The following is a 17,999-nucleotide window of genomic DNA, read 5'->3' on the forward strand; positions in this document are numbered from 1 at the left end:
GCCGATCCATTGAGCTTCAGCAGCAAAGCGCTGCGGTTGCCCAGGAAAAATCCGAGGCCATGCAGCGCTTGGCTGCAGCGGTCAATACTGACGTAGTAGCGCTCATTGCCAACGTTCGTGTTGCGGCAGAGCGTCAGTCCGGCTCGGTTGACCGCGTCGCTGAGCTTAAACAGCAGGCCGCTAACATTGGCGAGATCGTCAAGGCTGTTGGCCGTATCGCTGACCAAACCAATCTTCTGGCATTGAACGCTGCCATTGAAGCCGCCCGTGCAGGCAAGCATGGTAAAGGCTTTGCCGTAGTGGCTGACGAAGTCCGCACCCTGGCAGAAACCTCTGAGAAGAGTGCCAAGCAGATTTCCGACATGGTCGGCAAGATCCAGCATGACGTGGAAAACATTGCCCAGGGCATTAACCGCTCCGCTGAAACCATCCAGACCGAAGTAGAGAAGGGTGGCACCATCACCCAGCAGCTTGAACAGATTCGTCTGGATTGCATAGAAATTGTAAAAGGTGCGCAGGACATCGCCGCGGGCGCTGTTCAAAGCAGCGCTGCTGCCCAACAGGCCTTGCGCGGTGCAGATTCCATTGCCTCCGCTGCCGAGCAGCAGTCCGCCGCGGCCGAGGAATCCGCCAAGACGGTAGACGAGCAGGCCCAGGCCCTGGCTGAGTGCGAGCAGGCCGCTCAGAGTCTTTCAGAGCTGGCTGAAGAGCTGAAGAGCTCAACTGATGTCAGCAAAAGCGCCGAAGAGGTTGCCTCAGCGGCTGAAGAGCTGTCTTCGGCTGTTCAGGAGATCAATCGTGCGTCCAGCCAGATTTCTCTGGTAATCGACCAGATCCGCCAAGGCGCACAAACGCAGGCTGCTGCTACCGAAGAGTCCGCTGCAGCGGTCACTCAGATCGAAAAAGGTCTGGAATTGGCGCAAGGCCGTGCAACGGCCAGCCTGGAGAAGGCGACTGCCATCAAGACGCTGATGGGGGCCAACAAGGGCAACATCGACGCCATGGTCAATGGTGTGACGTCGTCCATCGAAGCGACTCGTGCCAGCCTGAGCCAGATCAAGGATCTGGAGCTGATCTCCCGCCGGATCGACAAGATTGTTGACGCGATTACCACGGTTTCCATCCAGACCAACATGCTGGCCGTGAACGGCTCTATCGAAGCGGCCCGAGCCGGTGAGTTCGGTAAAGGCTTCGTCGTCGTGGCGACCGATATCCGTAACCTGGCCCATGACTCCGCTGAGAACGCTGACCGCATCAAGGATCTGGTGAAGGCTGTTCAGGACCAGATCGGGGTAGTGGGTCGCGACCTGGAAGAAATCATCAGCGCTGCCCTGGCAGAAGCTCAGAAGGCAACGGTGATTACCCGCAACCTGGACAGCATGGCCGGTGACATCGCCAGTGTGGAAGTGGGTTCTTCCGACATCCTGAAATCTGCCGAAGAGATCAGCGCCAGCATCACCCAAGTGAAATCCGGTATCGACCAGATCTCTGCCGCCGCCCAGGAAGCCGAGCACGCCGCTCAGGAAGCCGCCGCTGCTGCCAAGCAGCAGTCGCAGGGTGCTGAGGAGCTGTCCGCCGCCATTGAAGAAATTGCCTCCCTGGCTGATGAGCTGCAAAGCGCCTAAATCCCTGAAGTGAGGGGATCGAGATGACTCAAACAACTGCAAATGAAGCCCTCGTCGTACGCGGCGAGGGAGATGACGACGAGCTGGCTCAAGGGCATCAGTTCGTAACGTTCACCGTCGGTGAGGAGGTGTTCGCGGTCGAGATGTTGCCTGTGCAGGAAATCATCCGTGTACCAGAGGTGATCCGTGTACCACTAACACCGCCAGCCCTGAACGGTCTGGCCAACCTGCGCGGTAACGTGTTGCCGATTATCTGCCTGCGGACCTTGTTCAACATGGAAGCCCGCGATGCCGATGATTCGACCCGCGCCATTGTGCTCAATTTGGGCCAGCCGCTGGGTTTCGTGGTTGACCGTGTTGCCAGTGTCATTATGGTGGAAGACGATCAGATCGAGCCGGTCAGCCATGTCCAGTCCACGATCAACACTCGCCTCCTGACAGGGCTGCTCAAGCAGGTTGGCGGCCACGAACTGGTAATGATCCTGGATTTCCAGGCCCTGATCCGAGACAGCTTCAGCGAGAACAGTCTGCTCCAGCGTACCGTCATGGCCAGCAGCATGTCCGTTCTGCCTGACACCGCCGATGAGGATGAGGACAGTGATGAGCTTCAGTTGGTCAGCTTTACCGTAGACAGTCAGGAATACGGTATCGCGATCGAGGATGTTCAGGAAATCGTCCAGGTTCCCGAGCATATCGTCTCTGTACCCAAGACGGCGTCCCATGTACGCGGTGTCATGACGCTGCGTCAGCGCCTGCTGCCTCTGGTATCGCTACGCGAGATGTTCCATTTGCCCAGTCAGGAGACTGACGAGCGCAGCCGCATCCTGGTGGTAAGTCTCGCCGGAGTGTCGGTTGGGATCATTCTCGATAGTGTTAATGAAGTCTTGCGAGTGCCCGGCTCTCAGGTTGAGCCCATGCCGCCAATGCTGGCGCGAGACCAGAACATGGCGGAGCTGACCGGTTTATGCCGCCTGCAAAATGGCAAGCGACTGGTCTCCGTCGTGTCAGCAGAGCGCTTGTTCCAGCACCAGTCGGTGCAACGTGTTTTGAATACGAATGATAAGGAGCCGAGCGTGGACGAAGAGCTGCTCGATCAGATTGATAACGACGACGAAGAGCAACTGGTGGTGTTCCGTTTGGGTAACGAAGAGTTTGGCGTACCCATCGACAGCGTCCAGGAGATCGTTCGCGTTCCGGAAAACCTGACGCATGTACCCAAGGCGCCTTCCTTTGTCGAGGGTGTCATGAACCTGCGTGGCGTTGTGCTGCCGGTAATCGATCAGCGCCGCCGCTTCGGATTGCCGAGTATTGAGAACAATGATCGCCAGCGCATCATGGTGTTTGTCATCAATGACCTACGCACTGGCTTTATCGTGGATTCGGTCGCTGAAGTGCTGAAAATCTCACGCAACCTTATCGAGCCTGCACCGGCCCTGTCGAGCGAACAGCAGCGCCTGTTTGGTCGCGTGGCAAATCTGCCTAAGCAGAAGCGCATGATCCAGCTTGTCGAGCCGCGTCAGCTTCTGGGCGAGCAGGAGCTTAGCGCCCTGTCGAGCGTCGCGTAAGGGAAGGGTGCTGCCGTCATGATTCGTCTGCTTATCGTCGATGACTCCGCATTAATGCGCCGCCATCTGCAAAAGGTGTTTGAGGCCGAAGGTGACTTCGAGCTCGAAATGGCCCGCAATGGCCTCGAAGCGATTGAGCTGGCTCGCCAGTTCGATCCGGACGTCATCACCCTGGATATCAATATGCCTGAGATGGACGGGCTGACGGCCTTGTCCATGCTCATGGCAGAAAAGCCTCGTTCGGTCGTGATGTTTTCATCGTTGACCGAGCAGGGTGCTATTGCCTCGCTTGAGGCGTTAGCGCTCGGCGCGGTGGATTTCTTTCCCAAACCGGGCGGTACGATTTCTCTGAATATTGATCAGGTGCGTGACAGCCTGGTTGCCAAGGTGCGTGCCGCTGCTGGAGCTCAGCTCAAGAAGGCAGGAAAACCACGCGCCGGATCAACCGCGCCGACTCGCTCCCAAATCGAGCGCGAGCCGGTGGAAAAAGCCGTAGAGCTGGCAGGTGACTTGGGTGAAGGGCTTGTGCTGATCGGCTCCTCTACCGGCGGCCCTCGTACGCTGGAAGAAATCCTGTCGAAGCTTCCGGCGAGCTATCCCTGGCCGATCGTGGTTTCCCAGCACATGCCGGCCAACTTTACCCGTGCTTTCGCCGAGCGCATGAACAATGTCTGCGCGCTTACGGTAGTAGAGGTCAGCAGGCCCATGCCGCTCGAAGCCGGTACGGTTTACGTTGGGATGGGAGCCCGTGACGTTTGTATCGGTCGTCGTGCAGGCCATCCTTATGCCTTGCCCAAACCGGAAAACAACAAGTACCTCTGGCATCCCTCCGTCAGCCTGATGGTGGAAACTGCCATGGAGCATTTCCAGTCAAGTCAACTGATCGGCGTAATGCTGACGGGCATGGGGTACGACGGTGCTGATGAGATGACCGAACTCAAGCGCCGTGGAGGGCGCACCCTGGCTGAGTCCAAGGAATCATCTGTTGTATTTGGTATGCCGGCAGAGCTGATCCGTCGTGGCGGTGCCACGGAAATTATGGCCTGCACTGAAATGGCCGCCACCCTTATCCGTTGGGGAAGCGGTAAAACCACTACGTCTTCTCGAGTATCCCGTCATGCCACTCGTTCGTAATACTCTGGCCGATCAGGCCGGTGATGACCAGCCAAGCGGGTTCGAGCAGCTGCTTGATACACTCGACAGCCCCGATACTGCGGCTCGTCGCTTGGCCGCACGTGCAATAGCAAGGTTTCCAAACGCCAGTAGCGCTCTGATCGATCACCTGGAGGAAGAAGCCGAACCGTCTGTGCGTGAGGCCATTATCACCAGTCTGGCTGCTATCGCCGATGTCAGCTCAGTCACCGCTCTGCTTGACTGCCTGCGCAGTGAGGATGCGGCGCTACGTAACGATGCCATCGAAGCTCTGAAGACGGCAGGTGTTCAGCATCCTGGGTTGATTCAGAACGCGCTGCAGGACTACGACGCCGACGTCCGTATCCTGGCTATCGGCATTCTGGAATCACTCAAGCATCCGGATGTCGAGCTGTGGCTGATCGATCTGCTGGAGCATGACCCGCACCTTAACGTTTGTGCCTGCGCCGTAGATCTGCTGTGCGAAATCGGGAGCGAGCGCGCGGTGCCAGCGCTTGAGGCTTGCCTTGAGCGCTTCCCTGACGAGGCTTACCTGCGTTTCGCCGTTGATCTGGCTATCCAGCGCCTGCGTGGAGAATCAGTCCTGTGAGCCAGACACCCGCGATTACCAAAGAAGACTTCGTGAAGTTTCGCGAATTCTTCTACCGCAAGACCGGTATCCACTTCGATGACTCGAAGCGCTATTTCGTGGACAAGCGCTTGATCGAGCGCATCGAGGCCACGGACGCGGGTACTTTTCGCAACTATTTTGTGAACCTGCGTTTTCAGGCATCGGGTGATGAGCTGCAGTCTCTGGTCAATGCGATGACCGTCAACGAGACTTACTTTTTCCGTGAGGAGTATCAGCTCAAGTGTCTCGTGACGAACATGCTGGAGGAGGTTACCCGACGTAAGCGTGACTCAGGGCCCATTCGTATCTGGTCGATGCCGTCGTCCTCCGGTGAGGAGCCTTACTCCATCGCCATGTACCTGCTCGAATACTGGAAGGGTATTGAAGAGTGGGATGTCGAGCTTTTCGCCTCGGATATCGACACCAATATTCTGGAGCGTGCCAGAAGAGGTCTTTATAGCCCTCGTTCGGTACATAACCTGCCGGCCATGCTGCTTGAGAAGTATTTCAAGCGGCAGAAAACCGGGGATTACCAGCTGATCGATGATATTCGTCAAAGCGTCGAGTTCAGCCGGGTAAACCTGATGAGCGCTGCCGATGTGAAGGCTTATAAGGGCTTCGACATTATTTTCTGTCGCAATCTGCTGATCTATTTCGATGACCTGTCGCGTCGCCAGGCGGCCGACACGTTTTTTGATGCACTCAATCCAGGCGGGATGATCTGCCTGGGTCACTCGGAGTCCATGAGTCGTATCTCGTCTCTGTTCCAGGTGCGCAAATTCCCTGAAGCAATTGTTTACCAGAAGCCGTTGGAGGCCCGATGAAACGCATTCTGATCGTCGACGACGCGGCCACCGTACGGCTGTTCAACCGACAAATACTAGAGAAAGCCGGTTATCACGTTGACGAGGCCATCAACGGCATTGAGGCGCTGGAAAAAAGCCTCGAGACGCCCTACGACCTGTATCTGGTAGACGTGAATATGCCCATGCAGGACGGCTTCAGCTTCCTGCGTGAATTGCGCTCCCGGCCAATTGAACAGGCCCCTGCGGTAATGATTACAACCGAGTCGGGTGATCATGATCGTCAGCAGGCTTGGGAATCTGGTGCTAATTATTACTTAACTAAACCGATTAAGCCGGAAGCGTTGCTGAGGCTGGTGAGTGTTCTGACCGGAGAAGGTGCCCAGTGAACGCATTGCTGCAACAGTTTATTCAGGAAAGCCGGGAAGCCCTGGAGTCCATTGGCAGTACCTTGCTCGCCATGGAACGAGAGCCTGGCGATACCGCCCCACTAGGCGAACTGTTCCGCCTGGTGCATACGCTTAAAGGTAACTCAGGCCTGTTTGATTTTCCGGCGCTGACCAGTGTATTGCATGCCGCTGAAGACGTGATGGATGCAGTCCGTAACGGTGAGCTGGACTTCAATCAACAACTGGCTGATCAGCTTTTGAACACGGCTGACTATGTCAGCGAGTTCCTGGATGAGATCGAACAAAACGGTCAGCCGGGTGACGGCTTTCAGGTTCCGCCTCGTGAACTGGTCGATGGGCTGCGCGCGTGGCTTACCAGCAGCGAGACGGCCGTGGTTGCTGCTGGCGCCAAAAACGGTACGTCTGAAAGCGAGTCGCCCGCCTGGGCGACTGAACTGAATGATGAAGTACGTCAGCACATAGCCGATCGTTTGAAGGATGAACAATGCGTTTACCGTGTTGAGTATCGTCCTGCCGCCGATTGTTTTTTCCAGGGCACCGATCCTTTGCACCTGGTGCGTCAGCTGCCGGACATTTTCTGGCGTCGTGTGACCGCTGTAGAGCCCTGGGCGGCAGCGTCAGAACTGGATGCCTATCACTGCAATCTGCGTATCGAATTCCTGTTAGCGATACGGGAAGAGGATCTGGCTGAGCACTTCCGGTATGTCAGTGATCAGGTCAGCTGGGAGGCCGTAACAGCGGCACTGTTTGCTGCACCTGCTCCGGCCGAAGAGGCTCAACAGAGCTTAAGCCATGGTAACGAAGCAATCGATCCACTGGTACGGGACGTAGTAGGCACTCAGCAGATAGCCTTGGCTGCCTGCCTCTCTCAGCCTTGGCGTAGCGGTCAGCATGCCGCCATCGTCCGGACATTAACCAATGTTCTCATGGCTTATCCTGCACTCAATGAGACCTTGCAGCGTAGCGTGATGGACGCCGATCAGCAGCGCAGCGCCACACCGATTATGGCCTGGTTCCAGGCACACTGGCAGACGGGTGCTGACTCCATATCCGAGGCGCCCAAAGAAGAGGGTCGTACTCAAGAGGCCATGAGCGCATGGCTGTCGGCACAGCTTGATCCCGCAGCACCTGTTGTTCCGGTGGTGGAAGCTGCACGCGCGCCTTCCGAGGCATCTGCCGGTCGGCGTCAGGAGGAGGCTGGCAATCATGTTACGCCTAAGGTCCTCAAGATCGAGCAGGAAAAGATCGACCGCTTAATGAACCTGATTGGCGAGATCGTAGTTGCCAAGAACGGATTACCTTATCTGGCCGAGCGTGCTGAAGACCAATATGGTCAGCGCGAGCTGGCGCGAGAGATCAAGGCTCAATATGCCGTAGTCAACCGTATCGCCGAAGACCTGCAGGATGCCATCATGCAAGTACGCATGATGCCGGTTTCTTTTGTGCTGCAGCGCTTCCCACGTCTGGTGCGTGATATCGCGCGCAAGCTGGGCAAGAAGGTCAACCTCATCCTGGAAGGGGAAGACACCGAAGCGGACAAATCCATGATCGAGGCCTTGGCCGATCCGCTTGTGCATATCGTCCGTAACTCCATGGATCACGGGCTGGAGCTTCCGGAGGAGCGTACAAACGCTGGCAAGCCGGAAACCGGCACGCTGCGTATTCGCGCCAGCCAGAACGCGGACCATGTGGTTATTGTTATTGAAGACGATGGTCGCGGTATCGATCCACAAAAGATCAAGGCCAAGGTGGCTGGTAAAGGTCTGGTCGAACAGACCGCCCTGGATGCGATGAGTGATCAGGAGCTGGTCAATCTGGTCTTCCTGCCGGGCTTTTCGACTGCGGAGCAGATTTCCGATCTGTCCGGCCGTGGCGTTGGTATGGATGTGGTGCGCTCAGGTATCGAAAAAGTGGGCGGCCAACTGCGCCTGACCAGTCAGGTCGGCAAGGGTACGCAGCTGAGCCTGACACTGCCGCTGAGCATGGCAGTAACGCAGGTCATGGTGATTGAGTCAGGCGGTCAGCGCTTTGGCATTCCCATGGATCAAGTCATGGAAACCGTGCGCTTACCCAAGGATTCGATCCATACCATCAAGCATCAGCCCACCGCGCAACTGCGCGGCCGCACGATTCCGCTCAAGAGTTTGAACCAGATGCTGGCGGTCTACGAGGAGCAGGTGCTTAACGAGGATGATGAGTACGCCTTGATGGTGCTACGCAGCCGAGGCGAGCTGGTCGGCCTGATCATTGATGATTTCCACGGCTCGATCGACATCATCCTAAAGCCCATGGTGGGCATTCTCGGTGAGCTATCTGGTTACTCCGGTACGGCCGTGATGGGGGATGGCTCCATCCTGATGATCCTCAACCCCACGGAGCTATTCGAATGAGCATTACCTTCAAGAAAAGCGTAGCCGTATTGGCTGATCAGGTCACGGTGGAAGAGGCCGAAACCCTGCTGGAATGGCTGGTGAAAAACCCGGCCGCAAAGGTCAATCTGGGTGACCTCGAACATCTGCATACCGCTGATCTGCAAGTACTTATGGCATTGAAACCAAACGTTTCAGTTTGGCCGAAAAATACCGATATAAAGGTGTGGCTTGAAGCCGCACTGAATGCGTAGGAGAGAGTGAAATGAGCAAGAACATCATGATCGTCGACGACTCCGCGACCATGCTGATGAGTCTGCGCAGCAGCCTGGAAATGTCCGGCTTCAAAGTCGAGGCGGCTAATGATGGTGTGCAGGCGATGAACAAGCTGCAAGGCGGCTACAAGCCGGATCTGATCATCACCGATATCAACATGCCCAACATGGGTGGTCTTGAGCTGATCGGCAAGGCCCGTGCGTTACCTGGAATGCGCTTTGTTCCCATTCTGGCGCTCACTACCGAGAGCCAGCAAAGCAAGCGTGACGAGGCCAAAAAGAATGGTGCTACCGGCTGGCTGGTGAAGCCTGTCGGGGCAGCGGACCTGCTCAAGGTCATCAAGCAAGTCCTGCCGGGCGCCTAAGGAGCCAAAATGAACAACCAAGCCTACCTCAAAGCCGGATTGTTGCTGGCCATAGTGGCGCTGGGCCTCAGCTCGCCGGTCTGGTCGGCTTGGCTGGCGCAACAGTCAACCCTGGCCTGCATGGGCGTCGCCGTGTTTTTCTCCATTCCGCTGTTATTGATGACGTGGAGGTTGTCCCAAAATTCTGCCCATGTTCCTGAGCGAATAGAGGAGGGGAGCACATACGCAGTCCTGTTCGATAAAACAGTCGCCACGGCCAATGCTGTGCCTGGCCTGAGCCGTATCGTGCAGCGTAACCTAAAAGAGGTGAGTGATGAGACCGAGCGCAATGTGCTGTGCGCAATCGAACGTCTCAATAATATTCATCTTACCGGTCAGAAGCTGTCCGAGACGGTAAGTGAAGGATGTGGTTGTGCCCAGACGCTTTCCCGTGAGGCGGATGAGCATCAGCAGCGCAATGAAAAGACACTGGCGACACTGTCTGCCTTTGAAAAAGAGCGCAAGGAAAGCCTCAGTAGTGATATCGAGCGTATGCGGCGCCTGTATGAGGAAGTCAACGCCACCGGGCCGTTGATTGCCCTCATCAGTGATATTGCCAAACAGACCAACCTGCTGGCGCTTAACGCAGCTATCGAGGCTGCACGGGCAGGGGACTCCGGTCGTGGGTTTGCCGTAGTCGCCACTGAAGTACGTAATCTCTCCGCGCGCACTGCAGAGGCGGCGCACTCGATTTCCACGACTATTCAGAATCTGGCCTCACGCTTTGAGGAGGAGTCGACAGCCGCACAAAACCGGCAGGAGAATTTCCTGGCCAGAAGCGGACTGGAACATGTAGGTAATGAGTTGCGTTCCATGGTGAGGTATCTACAGGAAGCAGCGGAATGCATGACGTCAGTCGTCAGTGGTGTCAAAGGGTTAAGCTCCGAAGTGAACAATGATCTGCAAGGCGTACTGTCCTGTTTGCAGTTCCAGGACCCGCTACGTCAGCGCCTGGAGCAGAGCAGTCATATGCTGGACACCTTGAGCGATGTTATGGAGGCCTATAGTGTCGGGCTTGCCTCACCTGAAACCTGTCAGCCGGGGGAGCTACCTGATCTCGATGCTCGGATGCAAAAGCACCTGAACAGCTATGTGACGCACTCACAGCACAAGGGCCATCTTGAAGAGATAGGTCGGGGACACGAAGTGCAGTCCGAAGGACTCAAGATCGAACTGTTTTAAACTTCATACGAATGCAAAAAAGGCCAGCGGGCTCCCGACTGGCCTTTTTTATCGGCTCATGCTCGATGGTTTAACGCCTTCGCCAAGCGATCCCCGCCAAATTGAATTAATGTGACAAGTAATACCAGCCCTATAATGACAATCAACATAACTGACACATCGAACCGCTGATAACCATAGCGATAAGCAAGATCTCCCAGGCCGCCCGCACCAATGGCACCCGCCATGGCAGAGGAATTGATCATCGTAACAAGCGTAATGGTGAATCCGCCCACGATACCCGGCAGGGCCTCAGGTAGCAGAACATGCCAGACGATATGTCGGCGTCGGCATCCCATGGCCTGGGCGGCCTCGATCAGGCCATGGTCTACCTCACGCAGGCTCATTTCAGCGATACGGGCAAAGAACGGCGTTGCTGCAATAGCCAACGGTACGACGGCGGCCCACACACCGTAAGTAGTGCCTACAATCAGGCGGGTGAACGGAATAAGAGCCACCATCAGAATCAGAAAAGGAATGGAGCGGAAGAGGTTGACGATACTTCCAATCAGCCTGTTCAAACGAACAGCCTCGAACATCCCGCCTTTACCACTGGTAACCAAAAATACAGCCAATGGAATACCGGCAATCAGTGCGATCAGGGAGGAGACGCCTACCATTAGCAGGGTATCCAGTAGTCCTTGCCACAGGCGATCAATCAGCAGCGACATAACCCAATACCTCCACATCGTCGAAAATACGTCGAGCCCGCTTGATCAGTTCCTCTGGAGCATGGGAAGAGCGCCTGATCGAGACCAGCAGATGGCCTACCGTGCGCCCTTGAAGTCGTTGGATGCTCGATCTGATAAGTGTGAGCTGTCCACCCAACGCGTTGAAGAGTGATCCCAGGTCAGGCTCACGGCTGTTGGTGCCGTTTAGGCGCAGTTCAAGCAGGAGGGTATCGTTCTGGCGTAGCGGTTGTGTCTGCAGACGCGCTTTAAGATCATCTGATAGCGTTTGCTGCAACGGAGAGAGCAGGGTGCGGGTCACGTCATGGTGGGGATCACCAAAGACTCTCCATACGGGGCCTTGTTCGACTACTTCGCCATACTCAAGCACAACGACACGATCACAGATCTCGCGAATCACCTCCATTTCATGGGTGATCAACACAATGGTCAGCCCCAGCGACCGATTGATATCGCGTAGCAGTGCCAGAATGGCCTGTGTCGTTTCAGGGTCCAGTGCTGAAGTCGCTTCGTCGCATAGCAGGATATCAGGATCATGAACAAGCGCCCGGGCAATGCCGACGCGTTGCTTCTGGCCGCCGGAGAGCTGCGCAGGATAGGCATCATGCTTGTTGTCTAGGCCTACCAGCTTGAGGAGTGAGTCGACTTTCTGCTGCCGCTCCTGCCGCGGTACGCCAGCCACTTTAAGGGGCAATTCCACATTCTGTCGCACGGTTTTGGCAGAAAGCAGATTGAAGTGTTGAAAGATCATGCCGATGCGCCGGCGCAAGGTAACCAACTCACTTGTGCCGTAGCGACCGATATCTTCGCCGTCTATCAGAACCTGTCCTTCGCTTGGTTGCTCCAGTCGGTTGATTGTCCTTAACAGGGAAGACTTGCCCGCACCACTGCGCCCGATGATGCCGAATATCTCACCCCTGCGCACAGCCAGATCTATACCATGCAGCGCACGCACTGGTCCTTGCTCACCGTTATAGGTTTTACCCATATCCTGAAAGCGGATATGGGTCTCGGCGCGTTCCAGTGCGGTAGAGGTAAGGGGGTAGGGTAGTGCATGAGAGGATTGGTCCGCCTCTGCTTCATGAGTGCTTCGAGCCTGCCGAATAGATGTAATCGATCCCGTCATGAATCAGCTCCTCCAGCCAGTCTGGTAAAGGGTTCCATGTGCCTTATCTAGGGCTGCACGCACAGCCGGAGAGTGCTGGTAGATATCGACGAACTTGCGTAGATGTTCGTCGTTCTGTCGGTCAGGCCGAATGACGAACTGGATGACATATTCAGGGTGATCAAGCCCGTCAAAAAGCAGAGCCGAGTAGGGGTCGAAGGTATTGGCCAGGCGGATGTAGGCCGGGTAACCTTGCACCAGATCCACGTCATCATAGGCGCGTACCAGTTGAACGGCTTCCAGCTCAATGATCTGTATATGCTTGGGGTTGGTCAGGATATCGGCTTGAGTCGCCTTGTATCCCACGCCGGGCTTCAAGGTGATCAGGCCCGCTTTTTCCAGTAGTTGTAAGCCACGTCCTCCATTGACAGGGTCATTGGCAATTGCCACGCGGGCGCTGTCCGGCAAGTCTTCAAAGCGTTTGTACTCTTTCGAATAGAGGCCTACGTTGTTGATGATGCCGGGGGCATAGGGAATCAGGTCATAACCACCTTCCTCTCGTGCATTTTCCAGAAACGGAATGTGCTGGAAGTAGTTCACATCAATGTCCCCGTTAGCCAAGCTGACATTGGGGGCAATCCAGTCGGTAAACTCGACCAGTTCCACCTTCAACCCCTGCTTTTCAGCTTCAGCTACAGCCGCTTCCAGTGGAGGGGCAAAGGCTGCTGTCGTGCCGAGTTTCAGTGGCCCATTAGTATCGGCCGCGTAGCTCATGCCTGCAGCGCCTAGCAGTGCTGCAAGGGCGAAGGTCTTTATCCAGCCACGGCCTGGGTTCAATCGGTGCAGCATATCGGTCATCCTGTTCAAGGTCATGGGAGGCGAGGCTGGAAGCGTTCCAGTAGTCGTTGAGATCAAATTGCAGTTCGTCTAGCCGTTTGGCTGGCCTGATGTGTCAGGTTTCGCCAATGTGTACCAGCATGGTCTAGCGGTAACCGAGCGCCTTGGGCGAACAGTTTTCCGCGCAGGGTGCCTGGCTCGTAGGCTGTCTTGTAGCGACCCCGTGCTTGCAGCTCAGGAACTACCAAGTCGATAAAGTCCGTATAGCTTTCCGGTGTGACGATGCGTGTCAGGTTGAATCCATCCAGCCCGGTTTCGTCGATCCATTGCTCCAGTGCATCCGCCACTTGGCTTGGCGAACCAACAATGAGTGGGTATCGGCTACCCAGAGCGTGCTGCTCAAGGAGCCTGCGCTTGGTCCAATCACTGTCCTTGGCGGTAAACGCCTTGACGACCGACTCGATGGCATTGGTCTTTTGATAACGGATAGCCTCATCAAGCCCATAGCCTGCGAAGTCGATACCCGTCGAGCTGGAAAAGTGAGCAAGGCCTGCTTCTGGATTGGCGTAGCGTAGATAGTCCGCATGCTTTTCCCGGGCCTCAGCTTCAGTCGGCGCAACGATCACGCTCAACCCCATAAAGACTTTGATGGCGTCCGGCGTACGCCCGGCGGCTACTGCGCTGGCACGTGTTCGGTCAACCTGATGCCGGACCGCCTGAATATTCTGGCCACCAATGAAAACGCATTCCGCATGTTGTCCGGCGAAATTAACGCCGCGTTCGGAAGAACCCGCCTGGTAAAGCAGAGGTGTGCGCTGTGGAGAGGGTTCGCTCAGGTGATAACCTTCAACGTCGTAGAACGCTCCGTGGTGTCTAACCTTGTGCACCTTATCCGGTCGTGCGTAGACACGGCCCAGGCGGTCAGCGATGACAGCATCATCTTCCCAGCTGCCTTCCCACAGCTGGTAAAGCACGCTTAGATATTCATCTGCCTGATCGTAGCGACGATCATGCTCATGCTGAGCGGTAAGTCCCATCGCCTTGGCTGCGCTATCCAAATAGCCCGTCACAATGTTCCAGCCGATGCGGCCGCCCGTCAGGTGATCCAGCGTTGAGAACCGTCGTGCCAGCAGGTAGGGATGTTCATAGGTGAGATTTGCAGTCACACCAAACCCAAGGTGCGTGGTATGGGATGCCATGGCAGAGACAAGAAGGAGAGGGTCGTTAACCGGAAGCTGGATGGACTCCCTTGCCGTGAGGTCTATGCCGCCACCGTATACGTCGTAGACCCCTACGATGTCAGCAAGGAATAAACCGTCGAATAGACCGTGCTCCAGCAGCTTAGCCAGCTCAGTCCAATAGCTCAGCGTCTTGTACTGGGTGGACGTATCCCGCGGATGCGTCCAGAGCCCATGGTTGATGTGCCCGACACAATTCATGTTGAAGGCGTTTAGCCGAATCTGTTTCTTTGCCATGACAACCTCAGAGGTAGCTGCGTCGGGGCGGCAGGGTATCGTTCAGGTAGTAGTCGCCAATGGCGTGATATTTCCAGCGCACGGGATCATGCAGGGTATGTACACGTGCATTGCGCCAGTAACGATCAAGGCCATGCTCTGCCAGACTGGCCCTGGCACCACCCAATTCAATGAGTTTGTTGCCTGCCAGTAGAGAGGCCTCTGTACTCAACGCACGCACCTCAGCGATTGCAATGGAGGCGGCAGCTACGGTGTCTGCGGTCGGATCTTGCTGCGCCTTATCGAGTGCCTCTCCAGCGCGCTCAAGCAGGGCTTCCGCGGCGGCAACACGTACGGCCAGCCGGCCGATATCACTGATCGTCAGGGGGTCTTCGTAAGCATGTTCAACACCGGAATCGGGCCAGGGACGCGCCTGTTCACGGACAAAAAGAAGAGCGTGCTCATAAGCACCTCGCGCAATACCTGTATCGATCGCTGCGTGTAATAGCTGGGCGAAAGGGCCTACCGTAGTAGGGCGCTCAAATGCTGTTTGAAAAGGTACGACCTCATCAGCCGTTACCGCGACATTATCTAGCACGACCGAGCCGCTGCCCGTGGTCCGCTGCCCAAAGCCAGACCAATCATCAATAACGGTTACGCCCTCACGGGTGCGCGGGATAAAGGCCAGCCGCTGCTTGCCTTCGTCATCCACAACCGAGGTGGGGATGCGCTGAGCATACAGTGCACCGGTTGCATAGAACTTGCGCCCGTTGACCTTGAAACCGTCCCTGTCAGGGGTGAGCCGGGTAGTGCGGTCCAGTATCGTCTTAGTACCAATCTCGGCCAGTGCATTGCCATAACGGGCGCCGGCCAACACTTCGGTATAGAGCTTGTGCTGCTGTTCGGCACTGCCATTTACGCGCAATACTTCCAACGCGTAGTAGTGATTTTGCGGTATCTGGCCTAGGGAGCCATCCGCCGCAGCAATAATAGAGATGACCTTGGCAAGCGTTACGCTGGAGACTTCAGCGCCTCCCAGCGCTTTAGGTACTGTAATAGCCCAGAGTCCGGACTGGGAGAACTGCTCCAATTCACTCCACGGCAGCGTCCGATGTTGATCCCGCTGAGCGGCGTCTTGCTTGAAAAGGGTGGCCAGCTCGGTGGCAATCCTTAATGCCTGTTCATCACTTTCGATCCGGTCGGCAATACCGTGCAATACAGGTGCATTCATGGTTCAGATCCAGGCATGGCGGGCAGGGGATATACCGTTCAGGTGATAGTTGCCAATGGCATGTACCTTCCAGCGCACGGGGTCATGAAGGGTGTGCGTCCGAGCGTTGCGCCAATGCCGGTCAAGGTTGAACTCAGCCAGCGTGGCTCGGCTACCAGCCAGCTCGAAAAGTTTTTCACTGGCTGCCAAGGCAATTTCGGACGTCAGCACCTTAGCCTCGGCTACCGCAATCGAGGCCTGAGCAGCCTGTGACTCATCAACAGGCTGGTCCTTAAAGGAATCAAGTACCCCGGCTGCCTTTCGCAATAGCGCTTCAGCTGCATGCAGTTCAACTTCCAGTCGTCCAACCTCTGCAATCAGGTAAGGTTCATTTCGTGCCTCAGTAATACCAGCCTCAGGCCAAGGTCTAGTTTTACCAACAACAAACCACCTCAAGTCAGCCAAAGCAGACAGGGCTATGCCTGCATCAATGGCTGCATGGATCAGCTGCGCATAGGCACCTTGTAAGGAAGGCTTAGTGCTTAGCAATCCGCTCGGAATAATGTCTTCTGCGGGGAGACGAACATTATTGAGAATGACTGTTCCGCTTGCTGTGGTGCGCTGTCCAAAGCCGGACCAGTCATCAATGATTCGAAGCCCCGGTGTTCCGCGCCGGACGAACGCCATGACTTGTCGTCCGGTGTCATCCAATGCCTTGACGGTTACCCAATGGGCAAACAGGGCACCTGTCGAATAAAACTTTTCGCCGTTCAAGCGGAAGTGATCACCTTCGGGTGTCAGGCGCGCTTTCAGGTCCAATGTATGTTTGCTGCCGCGCTCGGGGCCTGCATTGCCTATTCTCCATCCAGCCAACACGCTTTCGAATAGGCGCTGCTGTTGCTCGGCGGACGCTACGCTTCGAATGACATTGAGAATGCTGAAATGATTCTGGGGAATTTGAGCCAGTGCTGGATCAGCCTTGGCAATGATCTTGAAGATTTCAGCGATCGTTACAAAGGAAACCTGAGGGCCTCCAAAGGCGATGGGAACGAATACGCTACCCAGACCGCTGGTAGTAAAACGCTCGATTTCGGCCCAGGGAAGTTTGCGCTCCTGATCACGCAGCGATGCTTCTTGCGCAGCGAAACGGGCTAGCTCATGAGCAGCAGCAATGGCTTCGGCGTCGGTAGTGAGAATACGGGCAGGGTAGACGGGTGGAGCTACATCCTGATCGTTATCAAGAAGGGTATCTCGCTTGAGCATACGGCCTCGCAATGAGCAATGCCGGCCAGATCCACAGCGGAGCCGGACCGACAGATGAAAAGTCAGTGCAGGTCCGGTGATCCGGTAAATAGACGTTAAAGGAATTTAAAAAGAGTTATAAATACTTTCTGGCTATAAGCTTAGAGCGAGCTTAAGGGCAGAAAGCTCGTTACTCAGGCTTTAAGGTCAGGAGCGCGTCTACAAGCGACTCAGCCAGATATTCCACCGAGAAAACACCACCATAGGTCCAGGTTGAGCGGACCGTAGCGAATCGTCGTGCTTGCACGAAGGGCATCGCCTGCCAGAGGCGGGTAGGAAAGAGTTTGTCCTCTTGGGAGAACGGCTCGATATGGAGCACAGCGCCTTCACGTATCTTTCCCAAGTCACTGATAGGTTTCTGTGTAATACCCCAGGCGGTAGCGGGTAAAGGGTAGGCAGGCTGAAGATGCAGTAGGTTCATGGCATATTGAGGCATGGAATTGTCGCCATACACATAAACCACCGCCGGCGTAGAAAAGCGAATCATTGTGACTTTCGGAGGTTCGCCATTGAAGTGCTCAAGCAGCCGCTGCCGTAGTTCAGCAATATGGCGATCCATTTCCGCCAAGCGCTGCTGTGCCTGATCGAGGCGATTAAACTGCCTGGCCAGTGTCAGATAATTTTGCCGTGCGGTTTCGTAATTGTTGTGATCCTGTCGATAGCTGTCGAATGACTCTACCGGGGCGATCCGCTCAAGCTTGCCACGTAGATCTTCAAGAGCCGGGCTGGAGATGATCAGGTCTGGCTTGAGTTCGGCCAAGAGCTCAAGATTGGGCTCGACACGGCTTCCGGCATTGAGAACCGATGACGGCAAAGTAGGGCGCACGACCCACACCTTGTAGTCATCGGCGTCCGCTACCGCCAAGGGCGTGATCCCCATTTCGACCAAGTGTTCAGCCGCTTCCCAGGTGAGCGCGACTACCCGCTGCGGTGTTTCGGCTGCGTGAGCGAGTGCAGAGCCCATCATC

General features: G+C 55.9%; 17 protein-coding genes and 1 pseudogene. 11 read left to right on the forward strand and 7 right to left on the reverse strand.

Going from position 1 to position 17,999, the window contains the following annotated elements:
- Positions 1-59: 59 nt before the first annotated feature.
- The 11 genes and pseudogenes from GM154_RS25995 to GM154_RS15455 form a co-directional block, all read left to right on the forward strand.
- Positions 60-527: pseudogene (locus GM154_RS25995) on the forward strand (methyl-accepting chemotaxis protein); the annotation flags it as partial.
- Positions 528-566: 39 nt separating this feature from the next.
- Complete coding sequence (locus GM154_RS26000; RefSeq protein WP_374940325.1) at positions 567-1,625, forward strand: methyl-accepting chemotaxis protein; 1,059 nt, start codon at positions 567-569, stop codon at positions 1,623-1,625.
- 23 nt (positions 1,626-1,648) lie between these two features.
- On the forward strand, positions 1,649-3,190 hold the full coding sequence (locus GM154_RS15415) for a chemotaxis protein CheW (protein WP_074826555.1): 1,542 nt from the start codon (positions 1,649-1,651) through the stop codon (positions 3,188-3,190).
- Between the two features lie 18 nt (positions 3,191-3,208).
- Complete coding sequence (gene cheB, locus GM154_RS15420; protein WP_219652693.1) at positions 3,209-4,324, forward strand: chemotaxis-specific protein-glutamate methyltransferase CheB; 1,116 nt, start codon at positions 3,209-3,211, stop codon at positions 4,322-4,324.
- On the forward strand, positions 4,308-4,931 hold the full coding sequence (locus GM154_RS15425) for a HEAT repeat domain-containing protein (RefSeq protein ID WP_219652694.1): 624 nt from the start codon (positions 4,308-4,310) through the stop codon (positions 4,929-4,931). The genes cheB and GM154_RS15425 overlap by 17 nt, the downstream gene beginning before the upstream one ends.
- Complete coding sequence (locus tag GM154_RS15430; RefSeq protein WP_219652695.1) at positions 4,928-5,776, forward strand: protein-glutamate O-methyltransferase CheR; 849 nt, start codon at positions 4,928-4,930, stop codon at positions 5,774-5,776. The genes GM154_RS15425 and GM154_RS15430 overlap by 4 nt, the downstream gene beginning before the upstream one ends.
- Positions 5,773-6,144, forward strand: a complete 372-nt coding sequence (locus GM154_RS15435; protein WP_074826539.1) for a response regulator — start codon at positions 5,773-5,775, stop codon at positions 6,142-6,144. Before GM154_RS15430 ends, GM154_RS15435 begins: the two co-directional genes overlap by 4 nt.
- Positions 6,141-8,555, forward strand: a complete 2,415-nt coding sequence (locus GM154_RS15440; protein WP_219652696.1) for a chemotaxis protein CheA — start codon at positions 6,141-6,143, stop codon at positions 8,553-8,555. Before GM154_RS15435 ends, GM154_RS15440 begins: the two co-directional genes overlap by 4 nt.
- Complete coding sequence (locus tag GM154_RS15445) at positions 8,552-8,788, forward strand: hypothetical protein (RefSeq protein WP_010798349.1); 237 nt, start codon at positions 8,552-8,554, stop codon at positions 8,786-8,788. The genes GM154_RS15440 and GM154_RS15445 overlap by 4 nt, the downstream gene beginning before the upstream one ends.
- Before the next feature lie 11 nt (positions 8,789-8,799).
- The gene (locus tag GM154_RS15450; protein WP_150347364.1) at positions 8,800-9,174 is read left to right on the forward strand and encodes a response regulator; all 375 of its coding nucleotides are present in this window, start codon (positions 8,800-8,802) and stop codon (positions 9,172-9,174) included.
- A 159-nt stretch (positions 9,175-9,333) separates the two neighbouring features.
- Complete coding sequence (locus GM154_RS15455) at positions 9,334-10,395, forward strand: methyl-accepting chemotaxis protein (RefSeq protein ID WP_258019868.1); 1,062 nt, start codon at positions 9,334-9,336, stop codon at positions 10,393-10,395.
- Positions 10,396-10,451: 56 nt separating this feature from the next.
- Here the strand turns inward: GM154_RS15455 and GM154_RS15460 are convergent, their stop codons facing one another.
- From GM154_RS15460 to GM154_RS15490, 7 genes are all read right to left on the reverse strand, one after another.
- Positions 10,452-11,105: a methionine ABC transporter permease gene (locus GM154_RS15460; RefSeq protein WP_219652698.1), complete on the reverse strand. Its 654-nt coding sequence runs from the start codon at positions 11,103-11,105 to the stop codon at positions 10,452-10,454.
- Positions 11,089-12,249, reverse strand: a complete 1,161-nt coding sequence (locus GM154_RS15465) for a methionine ABC transporter ATP-binding protein (protein ID WP_219652699.1) — start codon at positions 12,247-12,249, stop codon at positions 11,089-11,091. The genes GM154_RS15460 and GM154_RS15465 overlap by 17 nt, the downstream gene beginning before the upstream one ends.
- Before the next feature lie 3 nt (positions 12,250-12,252).
- Complete coding sequence (locus GM154_RS15470) at positions 12,253-13,077, reverse strand: MetQ/NlpA family ABC transporter substrate-binding protein (protein ID WP_219652700.1); 825 nt, start codon at positions 13,075-13,077, stop codon at positions 12,253-12,255.
- A 62-nt stretch (positions 13,078-13,139) separates the two neighbouring features.
- Positions 13,140-14,540: an LLM class flavin-dependent oxidoreductase gene (locus tag GM154_RS15475; RefSeq protein ID WP_219652701.1), complete on the reverse strand. Its 1,401-nt coding sequence runs from the start codon at positions 14,538-14,540 to the stop codon at positions 13,140-13,142.
- 7 nt (positions 14,541-14,547) lie between these two features.
- On the reverse strand, positions 14,548-15,750 hold the full coding sequence (locus GM154_RS15480) for an SfnB family sulfur acquisition oxidoreductase (protein ID WP_010798342.1): 1,203 nt from the start codon (positions 15,748-15,750) through the stop codon (positions 14,548-14,550).
- A gap of 3 nt (positions 15,751-15,753) precedes the next feature.
- The gene (locus GM154_RS15485; RefSeq protein ID WP_219652702.1) at positions 15,754-16,992 is read right to left on the reverse strand and encodes an SfnB family sulfur acquisition oxidoreductase; all 1,239 of its coding nucleotides are present in this window, start codon (positions 16,990-16,992) and stop codon (positions 15,754-15,756) included.
- A gap of 169 nt (positions 16,993-17,161) precedes the next feature.
- The gene (locus tag GM154_RS15490) at positions 17,162-17,998 is read right to left on the reverse strand and encodes an ABC transporter substrate-binding protein (RefSeq protein WP_258019861.1); all 837 of its coding nucleotides are present in this window, start codon (positions 17,996-17,998) and stop codon (positions 17,162-17,164) included.
- Between the last annotated feature and the right edge of the window lies 1 nt (position 17,999).

Source organism: Pseudomonas sp. MAG002Y (genome assembly GCF_019400845.1).
Lineage (GTDB): Bacteria > Pseudomonadota > Gammaproteobacteria > Pseudomonadales > Pseudomonadaceae > Chryseomonas > Chryseomonas luteola.